The 14,713-nt window shown below is 58.3% G+C and carries 23 protein-coding genes; 14 read left to right on the top strand and 9 right to left on the bottom strand.

Going from position 1 to position 14,713, the window contains the following annotated elements; genetic code table 11:
• Window positions 1-79: 79 nt before the first annotated feature.
• The 4 genes from AC2FLG_RS16960 to AC2FLG_RS16945 form a co-directional block, all read right to left on the bottom strand.
• Complete coding sequence (locus AC2FLG_RS16960; RefSeq protein ID WP_005981269.1) at window positions 80-304, bottom strand: F0F1 ATP synthase subunit C; 225 nt, start codon at window positions 302-304, stop codon at window positions 80-82.
• A 48-nt stretch (window positions 305-352) separates the two neighbouring features.
• Window positions 353-1,111, bottom strand: a complete 759-nt coding sequence (locus tag AC2FLG_RS16955; RefSeq protein WP_142639176.1) for a F0F1 ATP synthase subunit A — start codon at window positions 1,109-1,111, stop codon at window positions 353-355.
• 2 nt (window positions 1,112-1,113) lie between these two features.
• The gene (locus AC2FLG_RS16950) at window positions 1,114-1,446 is read right to left on the bottom strand and encodes an AtpZ/AtpI family protein (protein WP_142639174.1); all 333 of its coding nucleotides are present in this window, start codon (window positions 1,444-1,446) and stop codon (window positions 1,114-1,116) included.
• A 184-nt stretch (window positions 1,447-1,630) separates the two neighbouring features.
• Window positions 1,631-2,542, bottom strand: a complete 912-nt coding sequence (locus AC2FLG_RS16945) for a DMT family transporter (protein ID WP_496692180.1) — start codon at window positions 2,540-2,542, stop codon at window positions 1,631-1,633.
• Window positions 2,543-2,625: 83 nt separating this feature from the next.
• On the opposite strand from AC2FLG_RS16945, the gene AC2FLG_RS16940 reads away from it, so the two are divergent.
• A complete protein-coding gene (locus AC2FLG_RS16940) occupies window positions 2,626-2,958 on the top strand; it encodes an ArsR/SmtB family transcription factor (protein ID WP_142639170.1) in 333 nt (110 codons plus the stop codon).
• Between the two features lie 5 nt (window positions 2,959-2,963).
• Here the strand turns inward: AC2FLG_RS16940 and AC2FLG_RS16935 are convergent, their stop codons facing one another.
• From AC2FLG_RS16935 to AC2FLG_RS16920, 4 genes are all read right to left on the bottom strand, one after another.
• Entirely contained in the window at window positions 2,964-3,467 is a 504-nt protein-coding gene (locus AC2FLG_RS16935; protein WP_496702941.1) for a universal stress protein, read from the bottom strand.
• Between the two features lie 9 nt (window positions 3,468-3,476).
• Complete coding sequence (locus AC2FLG_RS16930) at window positions 3,477-3,740, bottom strand: hypothetical protein (RefSeq protein WP_496702939.1); 264 nt, start codon at window positions 3,738-3,740, stop codon at window positions 3,477-3,479.
• 69 nt (window positions 3,741-3,809) lie between these two features.
• Window positions 3,810-4,724 carry a DMT family transporter gene (locus tag AC2FLG_RS16925; protein ID WP_496702937.1) on the bottom strand — a complete coding sequence of 305 codons (915 nt, stop codon included), beginning with the start codon at window positions 4,722-4,724 and terminating at the stop codon, window positions 3,810-3,812.
• A complete protein-coding gene (locus AC2FLG_RS16920; RefSeq protein ID WP_142639300.1) occupies window positions 4,721-5,599 on the bottom strand; it encodes a LysR family transcriptional regulator in 879 nt (292 codons plus the stop codon). Before AC2FLG_RS16920 ends, AC2FLG_RS16925 begins: the two co-directional genes overlap by 4 nt.
• A 117-nt stretch (window positions 5,600-5,716) precedes the next feature.
• Between AC2FLG_RS16920 and AC2FLG_RS16915 the strand changes: the two genes are divergently transcribed.
• Both AC2FLG_RS16915 and AC2FLG_RS16910 read left to right on the top strand, forming a co-directional pair.
• A complete protein-coding gene (locus AC2FLG_RS16915) occupies window positions 5,717-6,298 on the top strand; it encodes an FMN-dependent NADH-azoreductase (protein WP_271951444.1) in 582 nt (193 codons plus the stop codon).
• Window positions 6,299-6,364: 66 nt separating this feature from the next.
• Entirely contained in the window at window positions 6,365-7,105 is a 741-nt protein-coding gene (locus AC2FLG_RS16910; protein ID WP_496707245.1) for an aspartate/glutamate racemase family protein, read from the top strand.
• Here the strand turns inward: AC2FLG_RS16910 and AC2FLG_RS16905 are convergent, their stop codons facing one another.
• Complete coding sequence (locus AC2FLG_RS16905; protein ID WP_142639160.1) at window positions 7,106-7,636, bottom strand: prolyl-tRNA synthetase associated domain-containing protein; 531 nt, start codon at window positions 7,634-7,636, stop codon at window positions 7,106-7,108. It lies immediately after the preceding gene.
• Window positions 7,637-7,724: 88 nt separating this feature from the next.
• Between AC2FLG_RS16905 and AC2FLG_RS16900 the strand changes: the two genes are divergently transcribed.
• From AC2FLG_RS16900 to trmD, 11 genes are all read left to right on the top strand, one after another.
• On the top strand, window positions 7,725-8,240 hold the full coding sequence (locus AC2FLG_RS16900; RefSeq protein ID WP_271951448.1) for a hypothetical protein: 516 nt from the start codon (window positions 7,725-7,727) through the stop codon (window positions 8,238-8,240).
• 161 nt (window positions 8,241-8,401) lie between these two features.
• Window positions 8,402-9,898, top strand: coding sequence for a signal recognition particle protein (ffh, locus tag AC2FLG_RS16895; protein ID WP_281973525.1), 1,497 nt, complete (start codon window positions 8,402-8,404; stop codon window positions 9,896-9,898).
• Window positions 9,899-10,453: a GNAT family N-acetyltransferase gene (locus AC2FLG_RS16890; RefSeq protein ID WP_496707198.1), complete on the top strand. Its 555-nt coding sequence runs from the start codon at window positions 9,899-9,901 to the stop codon at window positions 10,451-10,453.
• Window positions 10,450-11,001, top strand: coding sequence for a GNAT family N-acetyltransferase (locus AC2FLG_RS16885; RefSeq protein WP_281973527.1), 552 nt, complete (start codon window positions 10,450-10,452; stop codon window positions 10,999-11,001). The genes AC2FLG_RS16890 and AC2FLG_RS16885 overlap by 4 nt, the downstream gene beginning before the upstream one ends.
• Window positions 10,998-11,294, top strand: coding sequence for a chorismate mutase (locus AC2FLG_RS16880; RefSeq protein ID WP_142639150.1), 297 nt, complete (start codon window positions 10,998-11,000; stop codon window positions 11,292-11,294). The genes AC2FLG_RS16885 and AC2FLG_RS16880 overlap by 4 nt, the downstream gene beginning before the upstream one ends.
• Before the next feature lie 42 nt (window positions 11,295-11,336).
• On the top strand, window positions 11,337-11,726 hold the full coding sequence (rpsP, locus tag AC2FLG_RS16875) for a 30S ribosomal protein S16 (protein WP_142639148.1): 390 nt from the start codon (window positions 11,337-11,339) through the stop codon (window positions 11,724-11,726).
• Between the two features lie 12 nt (window positions 11,727-11,738).
• Window positions 11,739-12,374: a 5,6-dimethylbenzimidazole synthase gene (bluB, locus tag AC2FLG_RS16870; protein WP_496707197.1), complete on the top strand. Its 636-nt coding sequence runs from the start codon at window positions 11,739-11,741 to the stop codon at window positions 12,372-12,374.
• 4 nt (window positions 12,375-12,378) lie between these two features.
• Window positions 12,379-12,528: a hypothetical protein gene (locus AC2FLG_RS16865; protein ID WP_185956731.1), complete on the top strand. Its 150-nt coding sequence runs from the start codon at window positions 12,379-12,381 to the stop codon at window positions 12,526-12,528.
• Window positions 12,521-13,024 (top strand): ribosome maturation factor RimM, encoded by a 504-nt coding sequence (rimM, locus tag AC2FLG_RS16860; protein ID WP_271951457.1) that lies wholly within the window; start codon window positions 12,521-12,523, stop codon window positions 13,022-13,024. Before AC2FLG_RS16865 ends, rimM begins: the two co-directional genes overlap by 8 nt.
• Window positions 13,024-13,839 (top strand): hypothetical protein, encoded by an 816-nt coding sequence (locus AC2FLG_RS16855; protein WP_496707195.1) that lies wholly within the window; start codon window positions 13,024-13,026, stop codon window positions 13,837-13,839. Before rimM ends, AC2FLG_RS16855 begins: the two co-directional genes overlap by 1 nt.
• Window positions 13,836-14,645, top strand: coding sequence for a tRNA (guanosine(37)-N1)-methyltransferase TrmD (trmD, locus tag AC2FLG_RS16850; RefSeq protein ID WP_496703704.1), 810 nt, complete (start codon window positions 13,836-13,838; stop codon window positions 14,643-14,645). The genes AC2FLG_RS16855 and trmD overlap by 4 nt, the downstream gene beginning before the upstream one ends.
• Window positions 14,646-14,713: the final 68 nt, after the last annotated feature.

The raw sequence follows: 14,713 nt of genomic DNA, 5'->3' as shown, positions 1-14,713 counted from the left end.
TCCGTCGGAACGTTGTCTTTACAACAGGCGGGCCGCTATGGCTTGGGCCCACCTGCGCGTAAGGATCAGGTTCCGCAGATTAGACGGCGAACATCAGCAGCAGCGAAACTAGGAATGCAAAGATCCCCAGGGCTTCTGCAAATGCGATACCGATGAACAGGGTTGCGGTCTGCGAAGCAGCCGCCGAAGGGTTGCGCAGAGCGCCAGCCAGGAAGTTGCCTGCTACGTTGCCCACCCCGATTGCGGCTGCGCCGGAACCGATTGCTGCCAGGCCTGCGCCGATGTGTGCGAGATCGCCTTCCATGATGTTTCTCCTTACGAATTGGAAGTTTCGATGTTTGGGTATCGGACCTTAGTGCGACGGATGCAGTGCATCCTTCAGATATACACAGGTCAGAATGGTGAATACGTAGGCCTGGATAAAGGCCACCAGGACCTCAAGACCGTACATTGCGGTGATCGCCAGAACGGACACAGGCGAGATCACGGCAATCGCGGCGAAGCCTGCGAAAACCTTGATAACCGCGTGGCCTGCCATGACGTTACCGGCAAGACGAATAGAGTGGCTGACCGGGCGCACGAAATACGAGATCAGCTCGATGATCGCCAGGATCGGGCGCAGCGCCAGCGGCGCGCTGGAGACCCAGAACAGGCCCAGGAACCCGGCGCCGTTCTTGACAAAACCCAGAATGGTCACAGTCAGGAACACGGCCAGCGCCAGTGGGATGGTCACGGCGAAATGCGATGTGGTTGTGAACGAGGTCGGGATCAGACCCAGGAAGTTCGCGGTCACGATGAACATGAACAGGGTCATGACATAAGGGAAGTATTTGACGCCATCCTTGCCGCAGATGTCTTCAAGCATCTTGTAGATAAAGCCATAGGCCAGTTCGGCCACCGACTGCATGCGCGTCGGGACAATGGCGCGCTTGGACGTGCTGAGCACCAGCAGGCCGATCACGGCGAGAATTGCAAAAAACAGCCACAGAGTGACGTTAGTGGGCGTGTACCAAGCAATCGCACCGTCGCCAAAAAGCGGTTTGACGATGAACTGATCCATCGGATGGAAAACCAGGCTGCTGCCTTCTGCTGCGGTGGTCTCGGTTGCCACGTTCAGTCCCTCTCGTCTTCGTCGGCCTTGTCGGCCATCTGTTTCTCTTGCGCCTGTTGTGCGCTGCGGAGCATAACCTTTACCCCGGCGACCAGACCCAGCAATGTGAACAGCACCAGGAAGATCGGGATTGTCCCGAACAGGCTGTCCAGCCCGTATCCGATGCCAAATCCGATCCCCAGACCGGATACCATTTCGATGACCATCCGCCAGGCAAGCTCGCCTCCCGAATAATCGGCGTCCGCACGGGCCTCAGGCTTTGACTTGGCCTTTTTCGCCGCCGTGATCTTAGCCTCAAGCTGCGCCATACGCTGCTTTTGGTCATCATCAGTCACGGGCGTTTCCCTCGTACAGTCTTGGGCACGGTGCTAAGGGGCGGAGAGCGCAGAGTCAACGGCGTTGGCAGCCCGAATTGCCGCACTTTACTCTATTGTTTTTAAAGATATTTTTTCTGAGTCAGCATAGGCGTGATCAGCCCGAACCACAGGAAGCGGGTACAAAGGCACGGAATCCGCATATTCAACCTTTTGGTTGATCTTTGCCCGACACCCCCTGCCAGATACGTCTGATCACGCGCCCGTCGATCAGCAGCAGACCGGCGAAGATCGCTGCCATTCCCAGTAGATGCTCGGGCCGCAGGGTTTCCCCCAGCACCCATGTTCCAAGCACCAGCGCTGAAACAGGCGCAATCAATGTCACTGTCGAGATATTGGTCGGGCCAACTTTGGGCAGCAGCCAGTAGAACGCGATAAAGGCGGCGGATGTCAGCACAAACCCAATCATCGCCAGCGAGGCCCAAGTCTCGGCCCGGGTTATATGGGGTAGTCCTTCTTGCCAAAGCGCCAAGGGCGTGATGGCCAGCGTAGCACCCGTCAATGCAAGGGCGGTCAGAACCACAGGTTGCATATCCCGGAAGGCCCGCGCGATGTTGACTGAGAACGCATAGCAGATCGGTGCGCAAAGTGTCAGAAGGATCGCCCAAAATTCGGACGACGCGCCACCGCCCAGTACAGGCAGGGACAGCACAACGATACCGGTGAAGCCGCAAACCACGCCCAGAGACTTTAACAGGGTGGCACGTTCACTTCCGGGCCAGAAATGCGAAACAATGACGGCAAAGGCCGGTGTCGTTGCATTGACGATCCCTGCCACACCCGAAGCGATATGCTGTTGCCCAAGCGCATAGAAGGCAAAGGGCGCGGCATAGCTGAGCGCACCAAATCCCAACAACCCAAACGCACGTGCCAGTGTCAGATTGACTGGCAATCGCGCCCCGATCACATAGACCCAGCACCCCAGCGCCCCAAATGCAACCCGTCCCATCGACACCGAAAGCGGCCCAAGTTCCCGCAGCAAAATGGCATTAAACATGAAGGACATGCCCCAGCCGATGCCAAGAATACAAATCACCAGCCAGTATTTTAGTGACATCCCAACCCCCGATACACATGCCGGGGCACAGTGACCTCATACCGAAAATTGTCAAACCGGTTCTTGCGCTTTAGGAAAGGAGTATGTCCAACGATCTCGATACCGTTTTTGCAGCCCTTGCCGACCCCACACGCCGCGCCATCCTTGCGATGCTGCTGGAGGATGACATGGCGGTGACGGATGTCGCCGAACCGTTCGAGATGTCGCTTGCCGCGATTTCAAAACACCTGGTGATCCTGACCAGAGCCGGTCTGATCAGCCAAGAAAAGCGCGGACGGGTGAAGTGGTGCAAGCTGGAGCCTGACGCGCTGCGATCCGCATCCGTCTGGATGCAAGGGTTCGGGCAGTTCGAGCCGGTCAATCTGGACGCGTTCGAACGATTTCTTGAGGTTGAACTGCCCGCAGCCGAGGAATGATCCGCCTACCTGACTACAAAAACAGAGACACTGGCATGTTTCGCCAGATACCCCGCATGGCTCGAGAATATATAGTCGGTAATACGCGGCGCATGGGTGCCGACGACGATAAGGTCAGCTTCGATTTCTTCGGCAGTTCGTGTCAGGTCACCGTCAACTTCAGCGGCGACATCAACCGAATGGATATTGCGATACGCCACTTCGGTCCCGCTGCTTTCAGCCAACTGTTTGGCAAAATCACGTAGGTTCTTGTCAATCGCAGCATCTGACTGAACAGGGTCACCCGGTTGGGTGCCGGTGACACTGACCAAAGTAATCTTGGCCCCCTGCCATTCGGCTATAGCTGCTGCAACTTTGGCGGCCTTGCGCACCTCGGGTGGCAGATGAAGATCAACCGGGATCATGATATGACTGTACATGGGACGTTCCTCCTTGGCCTGAAGCATAGAGAAACCAGAGGGTGCCAGGCCTTGATCTGCCTCAACACCCTCGCCCGCTTGGTCAAACATTGAAACGGGCTAGCCTTCCTGACTGTATTCAACACCGGTCACGACCCCCGAAGGGTCCGCCCGACACAACCACGGGGCCTGGGCCCCGGTAACGGAAACCGTCGTGACCGACCCGCCCGGTTCGGTATCGGTGGACAATGCCCGAACATCCCCGGGCCGCGTTCCGGTTTCGGCTGCGACCAGCGCCTCGCAACTGGCTTGTAAATCCGTTTCAGATGACCCGGCACAGGCGCCGCAAACCACCAATATCATTATGGAAAGAACTGGTTTCATGTCGTCCCCTTGGACGTTTCATATTCTGATCTAGGGCCAAGCCTGACACAATTTGGTCGTTTCACAAGTTCAATCGGCTTGCGGCAAAGGACGCGCGGGTTTGTCCTCCTCGGATTTCAGCAGCAAAACCAGGGCCAGGATCGTCAGACCGGCACCAAAATAGACGACAGGGCCAACCGCCTGCTGCCCCAGAGAGATTTCCCACAGAATGACCCAACTGGGAACCAGATAAGTATAAGCCATCACCTTTGCCGATGGCAGGCGCAGCGTTGAATACTGAACCAGCACGAAACTGGCCGCGGTTGCAAAGACCGAAACATAAATCAAACCCACCCAGACTATCGCTGGCAGGTTCGCCCAGTCGGTAGCACGGATCTCGGACCACCCGTAGATCGTCAGCATTAGGCATCCCGCCAGAAGCGTACCAAAGGTAAACACCACTGCAGGCTCTCCACGGTTCAGCTTGCGTACAAGGGGGGTATACAAAGCATGCGCGACACAGCCCCAGAAATAGATGATTTCCCCCTGCCCGATATCGAACGCCCGCACGGCTTGCCAATCGGCGCGAAAGATCACCCACAGCGCCCCGACTGCCCCAAGGGTCAGTGCAAGCGCCATCCTTGGTGTGGTGATCTGGCGCAACAAGATCCAACCGGCGAATGCGGTCATAACCGGAGTCAGCGTAAAGACCGCTGCCGCGTTGACAGGCGGTGCAGTTTTCAACCCGTAGAACATCAACACGAAATAGGCCGCGAATACTCCGCCCAGAACCAAATAGCGCCACGGGGCTTGTGCCGCGCTGCGCGGCAGGCCGGTGGTCATAAGGGCGGCACCCCCAATCACCACGGATGCGATGCCGAACCGGGCCGCGGTAATGGCTTCGGGCGCGATCTGATTGGCGATCAGTGACCCCAGCGAGAAACTCCCTGCAACCAGGGCCGAAAAAATCAGCATGGCCAGATGGCCACGCGCCTGTTGACTCATTTTGCCCAGCTCTTGGATTGCTCTTTCAGATAGGTCAGAAAGGCCTGCACCTTGGTCGTGCGATGCAGATCCACATGGGTAACAAGCCACAGATCACCAAACCACTCCGGCATCGGGTCGATCACTTCGACCAGATTCGGGTCTCCTGCAGCTGACCAACGTGGCATGAAACCGATACCCGCGCCGGACAGGACCGCCTCGCGGATACAGAAGTTGTTGGTACAACGGAAGGTGATGCGCTCGGCTGGCACGGTCTGGCGCAACCAGCGGGAAAACGGCGCTCGGCTGTTTTCGTCATCGGTACTGATGAAAGAATGATCTGCAAAGTCATCCAGGCTGCCAGGCTTGCCGTGCAGCGCGACATAATCAGTGCTGGCGTATAACCCGACCTCTTGCTTCATAAAGGACTGAACCACGTTGTCGGGCTGATCAGGCGCTGACCCGGCACGTATCGCCACGTGCGCTTCGCCATATTCCAGACGAAACAGCCGATCACCGGTCAGATACCGAACGATCAGTTCAGGGTGCCGTCGCTGAAACTCGGCAAGAACTGGCACCACCAGAGATGCCAGAGAGGACAGCGACGTCACGACCAACTCGCCCGACACGTCATCACCCCGACCCTTCATCCGGCCGATCAGTTGATTGAACTGATCCTCAGTCGCTTGTGCCACACGCAACAGGTCCTCTCCGGCTTCGGTCGGGGTGTAGCCGCGCGCATGGCGCTGGAACAGCTTGACCGCCAGCCGGGCCTCAATTGCATCAATGTGGCGAATGACGGTGGCATGATGCACACCCAGGACCTCCGCCGCGCCACTGACTGTTCCCATACGCGCCACCTGATAGGCGGTTCTTACCTCGTCCCAGTTGTCCACTGCGGTTTTCCATTGTGCAAATTCTAACAGACCCTGTTGACTTACCAGAGTTTTGTTCGCTCGCGCAACGCTCATATCGGGCCAAGACACATCCTGTACACCAAAGGAAATTGAACCATGACCAAAACTATCCTGCATATCGACGCATCGGCCCGCCGCGAAGGCTCGACCACTCGTGACCTGTCGGCACGCATCGTCAATCACCTGGGCGCTGACCGCATAATTCGCCGTGACCTTGCCACTCCCCTGCCGCTGCTGACCGAAGCCTGGGTCAGCGCAAATTTCACCCCTGCCGATCAGCGCAGTGCCATGCAACAGGACCAGTTATCCCTGTCTGACGAGCTGGTAACCGAACTGCAGCAGGCCGATACGCTTGTCATAGGCCTGCCGATCTACAATTTCTCGGTGCCCGCGGCGTTCAAAGCCTGGATCGACCTGATTGCCCGCGTCGGAGTGACCTTTTCGTATTCCGAAAGCGGTCCAAAAGGCCTGTTGGATGGAAAGCGCGCGGTTTTAGCCGTGGCGTCGGGTGGCACAGCTGTCGGGTCTGATGTCGATTTTGCCACCACCTATGCCAAGCATGTACTTGGCTTTATCGGTATTCATGACGTGGAAATCGTCGCCGCCGACCAGTTGGCGCTGGATGCCGAAGGTTCTCTCAGCAATGCACGAAATGCGGTTTCGCAACTGGCAGCCTGATTGACCTTCATCTCAGAAAGCGTCCAGTCTGTCCTGGATACCAAATGGGCAGACTGGACGCACGCAATGAAAAAGATCGGCATTCTGGGCGGCGTGGGCTGGGCCTCGACCGTTGATTATTACCGGGCGATTGCCGAAGGCGCGGGGCAGTTTTTCGCCCAGCGCGGACATGGATCCCCTCTGCCCATCCCACCCATGACCATCGAGTCCGTGACCCAGGCTAAAACCCGTGCCCTGCGTGGCGTCGCTGGCGATGAGGCCAGTTGGGCCGGATTTGATGCTGTATTTCGGGAAGCTTTGTTAACTCTTGAAGCCGCTGGCTGTGACTTTGGGATTATCGCCTCGAACACACCCCACGCGCGGCTGCATGCAATCCGACAGGGCGTTACGATGCCCATTCTCAGCATCTTCGATGCAACCGCCGAGGTTACAGCCTCGACAGACGCCACGCGCGCGCTGGTTCTGGGCACCACGGTAACGATGCAGGCGACGCACTATGCCAACAAGCTGGGCGAGATTGGCATCAGCGCAAACGCCCGCCTGCCCGAAACCGAAATTGCAAAGATGCAAGCGATGATCGACGGTGATTTCTACGGCGGCGCGTCAGAAAGCGCCCGTGCGCGCTTGCTGGCCTATTGTAACCGGCATGCCGAACCCGGAACCGCAATCCTTCTGGCCTGCACGGAACTGCCGCTGGCATTTCCCGATCATCTGGACGACCCTGTGTTCGAGGCTGACGGGCATCTGTTCATCAACCCGTCCGCTGCACATGTGGCCGCGGCCCTGGAGGAGGCGTTAGTGCCCTGATCAGGGCAGCCAGTTCACCGCGCATGTAATCCGATCGAAGAAGGCCATCAAATCAGCGCGCGAGATGGCAACTGTGCGGTCGTTGACCAAGGGATGCATGTTGATCACATCGGCCTGTTGTGCGGCAGCATCCATGTAAAAGCGTACATCATTCTGCACCCCGTTGATCATCGCCAGCGGGCTGACAGCCCCAGGGCGGATGCCGAGGTTTTGCAACAGCCGATCCGCCGAGCCAAAGGACAGGCTGCCGACACCCAGCTCGGCGCCCAGCGCCTTGAGGTCGATGTCGCGGCTCTGTTCCAGCGTCACCAGATAGTTCCGCTTTTTCTTATCGCGCAGATAGAGGTTCTTGAGGCGCAGGGTACGCTCACCCGGCACAAGAAACTGATCTTCGACGCCTTTCGCATCCTCAACCGTGCGCAGCGGGATGTGGGTATGCAGCCTATAGGTCAGGCCCCACGCATCCAGCTGCGCCAACAGCCCATCGGAACTGAGCGGCAATGTGTCTTGAAAAGCGGATGATGCGTCCATGGGAACCTCCTGTCTACCTCGCTCATCGCCCAACACGGGCACGATTTCAAGCCGAGACAAACCGCAAAACGGGTGCTAGCGTGCCGCCATGAAAGTGACGCGCAACAATTCGAACCAGCTAATAGTGTCTTATGTGCCCTGGTTGACCGGCTTGTCTTTGATCGGCTTTCTTATGATCTTCGTTGCAAGCGCCGCAGGAGGGTATTTTCGTAGTGAAAATAGCCTGCTCGAAACCATTCTGATACTGTCGATAGTATTCTGCATCGTCGGGTTTATGGGACACCATTTAGTACAGCGCATTCAGGTCATTTTTGACAAACCAAGTGACACGGTCACTATTCAGCGCCGCAACGTTCTGATGACTTATCAAACCGAAACCCACAAGTTGTCCGATTTCCGCTGTGCAGAGATGCAACCGGAGAACAGCCAAGAAGGCCGCCACTCTTGTCGACCAGTGCTGCATTTTGCCCGCACTGATGGCGCGTCTTCGATACCTCTAATCAATGCATATACCCAATGGTCAGGTCAAACACACAGTGCAATGGCCCTAATGAACCACTGGGCCAAAGTGAACGTGGTTGACTCGGACAGTCAATCAGCCTAAATCCCACCGCAACATCCGGAAGCCTCAGATCTTCCGGTCCCTTGAGTCGTTCAGGGATCGCCCCCCACCAGCGTGTTACGCCCGTGGGGGCGTTTGTGCATTTAACCGGCGCATCCTATCTAGGGCACGCCAACCGACAACCGGCATAGGAGGCCGAAGGCATGTTTGAAAATCTATCCGAACGCCTCTCTGGCGTCTTTGACCGGCTGACCAAACAGGGCGCCCTGTCCGAGGAAGACGTCAAAACCGCACTCCGTGAGGTGCGGGTTGCCCTGCTTGAGGCAGACGTGTCGCTGCCGGTCGCGCGTGAGTTCGTCAAGAAGGTACAGGATCAAGCCACCGGTCAGGCTGTCACCAAGTCGATCACACCCGGTCAGCAGGTCGTCAAGATCGTGCATGACACACTTGTTGACGTGCTGCGCGGTGAGGAAGACCCCGGTGCGCTCAAGATCGACAACCCGCCTGCCCCGATCCTGATGGTCGGTTTGCAGGGTTCGGGTAAGACGACAACCACCGGTAAGCTGGCCAAACGGTTGAAAGAGAAAGAGGGCAAGAAGGTCCTGATGGCCTCGCTGGATGTTTATCGCCCGGCGGCGATGGATCAGCTGGCCGTTCTGGGCACGCAGGTCGGCGTCGATACGCTGCCGATTGTTCCCGGCCAGAAGCCCGTCGACATCGCAAAACGCGCCAAGCAGCAAGCGACGCTGGGTGGCTATGACGTCTATATGCTCGATACCGCGGGCCGTCTGCACATCGACGAAGTGCTGATGAACGAGGTCGAGCAGGTTCGCAACGCGGTCGACCCGCGCGAAACCCTGCTGGTCGTCGACGGTCTGACCGGTCAGGTCGCCGTTGAGGTCGCCGAGGAATTCGAAGCCAAGGTCGGTATCTCGGGCGTGGTTCTGACCCGGATGGATGGCGACGGGCGCGGCGGTGCGGCGCTGTCGATGCGCGCGGTCACCGGCAAACCGATCCGCTTTGTGGGCTTGGGCGAAAAGATGGACGCGCTTGAGACGTTCGAGCCGGACCGGATTGCAGGACGTATTCTGGGAATGGGCGACATCGTTGCCTTGGTCGAAAAGGCCCAGGAAACGATGGAGATCGAACAGACCGAGCGCATGATGAAGCGCATGGTCAAAGGTCAGTTCAACATGAACGACCTGAAGATGCAGCTGGAACAGATGATCCAGATGGGCGGCATGCAAGGCATGATGGGCATGATGCCCGGCATGGGCAAGATGGCCAAACAGGTCGAAGAATCGGGCATGGATGATAAGGTGCTCAAGCGCCAGATCGCCTTGATCCAATCCATGACCAAGCGTGAACGCGCCAACCCGCAACTGCTGCAAGCCAGCCGCAAGAAACGTATCGCGGCGGGTTCGGGTATGGAGGTCAGCGACCTCAACAAGCTGCTCAAGATGCACCGGCAGATGTCGGACATGATGAAGAAGATGGGCAAGATGGGCAAAGGCAAGATGCTGAAACAGGCCATGAAGGGCATGTTTGGTAAAGGCGGCCCCTCGCCAGAAGACATGGCGGCAGGCATGGACCCCAAGGCGCTGGAGCAGGCGGCCAAAGCGATGGGTGGCAAGATGCCCGGAATGGGCGGAGGCATGGCCCTGCCTCCGGGCCTCAGCGGATTTGGCAAAAAGAAGTAAATGACCGCCGCTACACCTCATATCCCCCGGCTTGAAACCGAACGCCTGATCCTGCGCGCCCCGTGCGAGGACGATTTCAGCGCGCTGGAAGCATTCTTTGCCAGCGACGCATCGAAATTCGTCGGCGGTCCCAAACGTGCGGATGAGACATGGCGGACACTTGCCCTACTGCTGGGTCACTGGACCCTTCGCGGCTATGGGTATTGGGCGGTAGAGGAAAAAGGCGCCGGCAAATACATCGGCCATGTAGGGCTGTGGTTTCCGCATAGCTGGCCTGAGCCGGAAATCGGCTGGACACTGATGAGCAGCGCAACAGGCAAAGGATACGCGACCGAGGCGGCGCTCGCCGCACGGACATATGCCTATGACGTACTGGGCTGGGATACTGCTATTTCTCTGATCGACCCCGACAATCTGGCGAGCAGAGCCGTGGCCGATAGATTGGGTGCGCGGTTTGACAGCATCTATAAACACCCGGCCTATGGCGAGATGCAGGTTTGGCGGCACCCGGCTCCATCAGACCTTGAGAACGGTGGAGTGGGGGCATACGCATGACGACGTTCTCCATCCCGATCATCGAAACTGAACGCCTTGTCCTGCGGGCCCCGCATGTGGATGACCTGCCTGAGTTGACTGCCTTCTATGCATCCGAGCGCAGCCATATGGTTGGCGGTCCGCGGGATCATGTGGGCAGCTGGAGCTCTCTGGCAACACGTCTGGGTCACTGGGCGCTGAAAGGCTACGGCCTTTGGCATCTGGCCGAGAAATCCAGCGGTCGCTTTGTTGGCGGGGTTGGCATCATTGATGTACCTGGCTGGGACGAACCCGAACTCGGCTGGACCCTGATGGAAGGGGCGGAAGGCAAAGGTCTGGCTTTCGAGGCAGCCCTTGCAGCTCGCGACTATGCTGCACGCCAACAGGGTTTGAATGGCGTCATCAGCTATATCGCGCATGAAAACACGCGCTCTCGTGCCTTGGCCGAGCGTATGGGGGCTAGCTTCGAGCGCGAAGGCGAAGTGATGGGCAAGCCCTGCCAGGTCTGGCGCCATCCCACGCTCGATTTATCCGAACCTGCTTTGACCACCGAAAGGACCGGCCAATGACCAATCCCGTGACTCAGGCTGCCGCGTTGCTCAAGGACCACCGCGAAAGCATCGATCGCTTGGACGCGATTCTGGTTTACACACTGGGCGAGCGGTTCAAGCACACACAAGCCGTTGGCAAACTGAAAGCGGCACACGACCTTCCCCCGTCCGATCCCACGCGCGAAGCTGCGCAGATAGCACGGTTAGAAGACCTGGCGAAAGAGGCCGATCTTGACCCCGATTTCGCCAAGGCTTTTCTGAATTTCATCATTCAGGAAGTCATCCGACACCATAAGAAACACCAGAATTGACCGGGCCGTTCCCGGCACACGCCATCTAAAGGAGATACCACCATGGCAATGAAAATTCGTCTCGCCCGCGGCGGCTCGAAAAAGCGTCCCTTCTACCGCATCGTGGCTGCCGACAGCCGCATGCCGCGCGACGGCCGTTTCATCGAAAAGCTGGGCACCTACAACCCGCTGCTGCCGAAAGACAACGAAGAGCGCGTTAAAATGGACATGGAGCGCATCCAGTACTGGCTGGACCAGGGCGCCCAGCCCACCGACCGGATCGCCCGCATGCTGGAAGCAGCCGGCGCCAAGGAAAAAGCTGAGCGTAGCAACCCCAACAAGGGTACCCCGGGCAAGAAAGCTCAGGAGCGCGCGGAAGAAAAAGCTGCAAAGGCCGCTGAAGCTGCCGAAGCTGCTGCTGCGCCTGCTGAAGAAGCAGCAGCAGAAGAGTAAGCAGGGCGGCGCGTGCGGGATCAGACCTTTACCGACGATTTTCGCGCGCAGTTCGATCTGTTGTTGCGGCTCCGGCGCGACGTGCGCCGGTTTCGCGACGAAGCTGTGAACGAGGCAGTGCTGACGCGCTGCCTCGACGCGTTTCGACTGGCGCCTTCTGTGGGGCTCAGCGAGCCTTGGCGTGTGGTCCGAGTCGAAAGTACCGCCGCGCGTGAGGCTGCGCTTAAGAACTTTCAGGCGGCGAATGCCCAGGCCCTAAAGGGATACTCGGGCGATAATGCGCGGCTGTATAGTCAGCTGAAACTGACGGGAATGCAGGAAGCACCGGTGCAGCTGGCCGTGTTCTGCGACGATTCCACCGACAAGGGGCGCGGTTTGGGTGCAGGTTCGATGCCCGAGATGCGGCGCTATTCCGTGGTCTCGGCAGTCACCCTGTTCTGGCTTGCCTTGCGGGCCGAAGGGTTGGGTTTGGGATGGGTGTCTATTCTGGACCCCGAACAAATGGCGCGTGATCTGAATGTGTCGGATAGCTGGCGGTTGATCGGTTACTTCTGTGTCGGATGGCCCGAAGAGCACTCGGAAACCCCCGAGTTGCAGCAATCTGGCTGGGAAATCCGCGACGACAACCTGCTTGTGGAGGTACGATAGACGTATGTTCGGACTATTACGGCTTCCTATCCTGTTGATGATCGCCTTTATTGTGGGCGTGTTCTTCGAACGCTCGAACCAGCGCGAAGCGTGTGAGGCACGCGGGTTATGGCAAGACGGGCTATGTGTGACGGTGGATGGACCAAATGAATGACCTGATCTGCGTAGGAAGTGTTGCGGGCTCATACGGGGTGCGCGGCGAAGTGCGCCTGAAAAGCTATTGCGCGATCCCTGAGGATATCGAAGCCTATTCGCCGCTGACGGATGAACAGGGCGCGGAACGCTATCCGCTGGTCCTGACTCGTCCAATCAAGAATGGCTTTGCCGCCAGATTGGGCGGAGTTGAAACCAAGGAACAGGCAGACGACCTGAAGGGGCTGCGCCTGTTTGCGCGGCGCGATCAGTTGCCTTCGCTACCTGATGACGAGTTCTACCACACAGATTTAATCGGGCTTGCGGTCTATGACACAGGGGGCGCGTTGCTGGGTCAGGTTAAATCTGTCCAGAACCACGGTGCGGCGGACCTGTTGGAATTGCACGGGCCGGGCCTGAATTCCACTGTTTTGCTACCGTTCACACTCGAGTCGGTTCCTACAGTTGATCTGGAACAGGGCCGCATCGTCGCCGACCCGCCCGAAGGGCTGATCTGATGCGTCGGTTCCTGCTGCATCTGGGCCTGCACAAAACTGGCACAACAGCAGCGCAATCCTTCCTCTATGAAAATCGCGAGCTGATTTGGCCGCATTTTGCGCTGGTCCTACCGTATCGCACCCGCAATTCCGGCCTGTCCCGCGCGGCCACCAACCATTCCGTCTATGGAACAGTGGGAACCCTCTCCGAGTTTGGCAGTCAGTTGCGCGAATTTCTGGACAGCCTGGATTTCGGCGACAAGCGGGGACTGATCCTGAGCGAAGAAAACTTCGCCGGCCTCAGGCCCAGCCGCAATATCGACCAAGGCTATGCTGCGGCCCCCGATCTGGCTGCCTGTCTGGTGGATTCAATTCGCCAGCGATTTTCAGGGCAAGAGGTTGAGATCACGATATACCTGTCTCTGCGCCAGCGCGGAGGCTGGTTGCGCAGCCTGTGGGCACATGATCTGGAACGGATGCGACAGGTTTTTGACTTTGAAACCTTTCGCGACAACCTGGACCACCTGCCCCCGCTGCAAGACACCGTCAGCCGCATCAAGGAAAAGCTGCCTTCCGTCTCTGTTACGACTGAATGGCTGGAAGATTTGCAACTGCGCCGGCTTGGACCTGGCGACCCCTTTGCCGAATTTATGGACCTGTCGCGTGAAAAGGCCAACCTTCTGGTGCCTCCGACTCAGGTCAATACCCGGCTCCCCGAAGACGTCCTGTCCGAGTTGCTGGAACTGAACCGTTCGCGCCTGGACGAAGCGGCTCTGGTTGCGCAAAAGACTGCCGTGATTGAACGCGCGCAGACAGACCTGATTGGTACATCATGACTGATACGTCCCCGAAATCTCATGGTCGCAAGGCGATCCGTCCTACGCTGAAACCGCGCGAACTGCTTACGCCCACGCCCGATTTGCATGGGGTGTGGAAGGCCAAGATCATCACCTTGTTTCCGTCGGCCTTTCCCGGAGTTCTTGGCGAAAGCCTGACTGGAAAAGCCCTGCAAGAAGGGTTGTGGCAGCTGGAAACCGTTGACCTGCGTCAGTTCGGTGTCGGCAAGCATCGCAATGTGGACGACACCCCGGCCGGCGGCGGAGCGGGGATGGTGTTGCGCTCAGATGTATTGGGCGAAGCAATCGAGCACACGATGACCGAGGCGCAAGGAAACTGGCCTCTGATCTACCTTAGCCCGCGCGGTCGCCGCATGGACCAGTGCATGATGCAGAACCTCGCGCGCTGTGATGGCATGACCCTGCTATGTGGGCGGTTTGAAGGTGTTGATGAACGGGTGCTGGAGCATTACGGCGTCCAAGAGGTCTCGCTAGGGGATTTCGTGATGACCGGAGGCGAGATTGCCGCGCAAGCGCTGATCGACGCCACGGTGCGTCTGATCCCCGGCGTTCTGGGCAATCAGGCCTCGGCCGAAGAAGAGAGTTTTTCGTCGGGCCTGCTGGAGCACCCCCAGTACACCCGCCCGGCCGAATGGAAAGGCCGCCCAATCCCCGAGATTTTGATGTCAGGCCATCATGGTCGCATCGCCGAATGGCGTCACGATATGTCCGAACAGATCACCCGCGAACGGCGACCCGATCTGTGGGAGGCCTATCTGGGTGAACAGGAAGAGACGTCTGACTGACATCCCCCGTGTGACATGAGCCCCGCAGCTGAGCGGTCCCGGTTGCAGAATTATTCGGGGGGGAAAAG

The organism is Ruegeria sp. CDSA193 (assembly GCF_059611885.1).
Note: the sequence above shows the minus strand (reverse complement) of the source record. Positions and strands in the feature narration are given on the sequence as shown.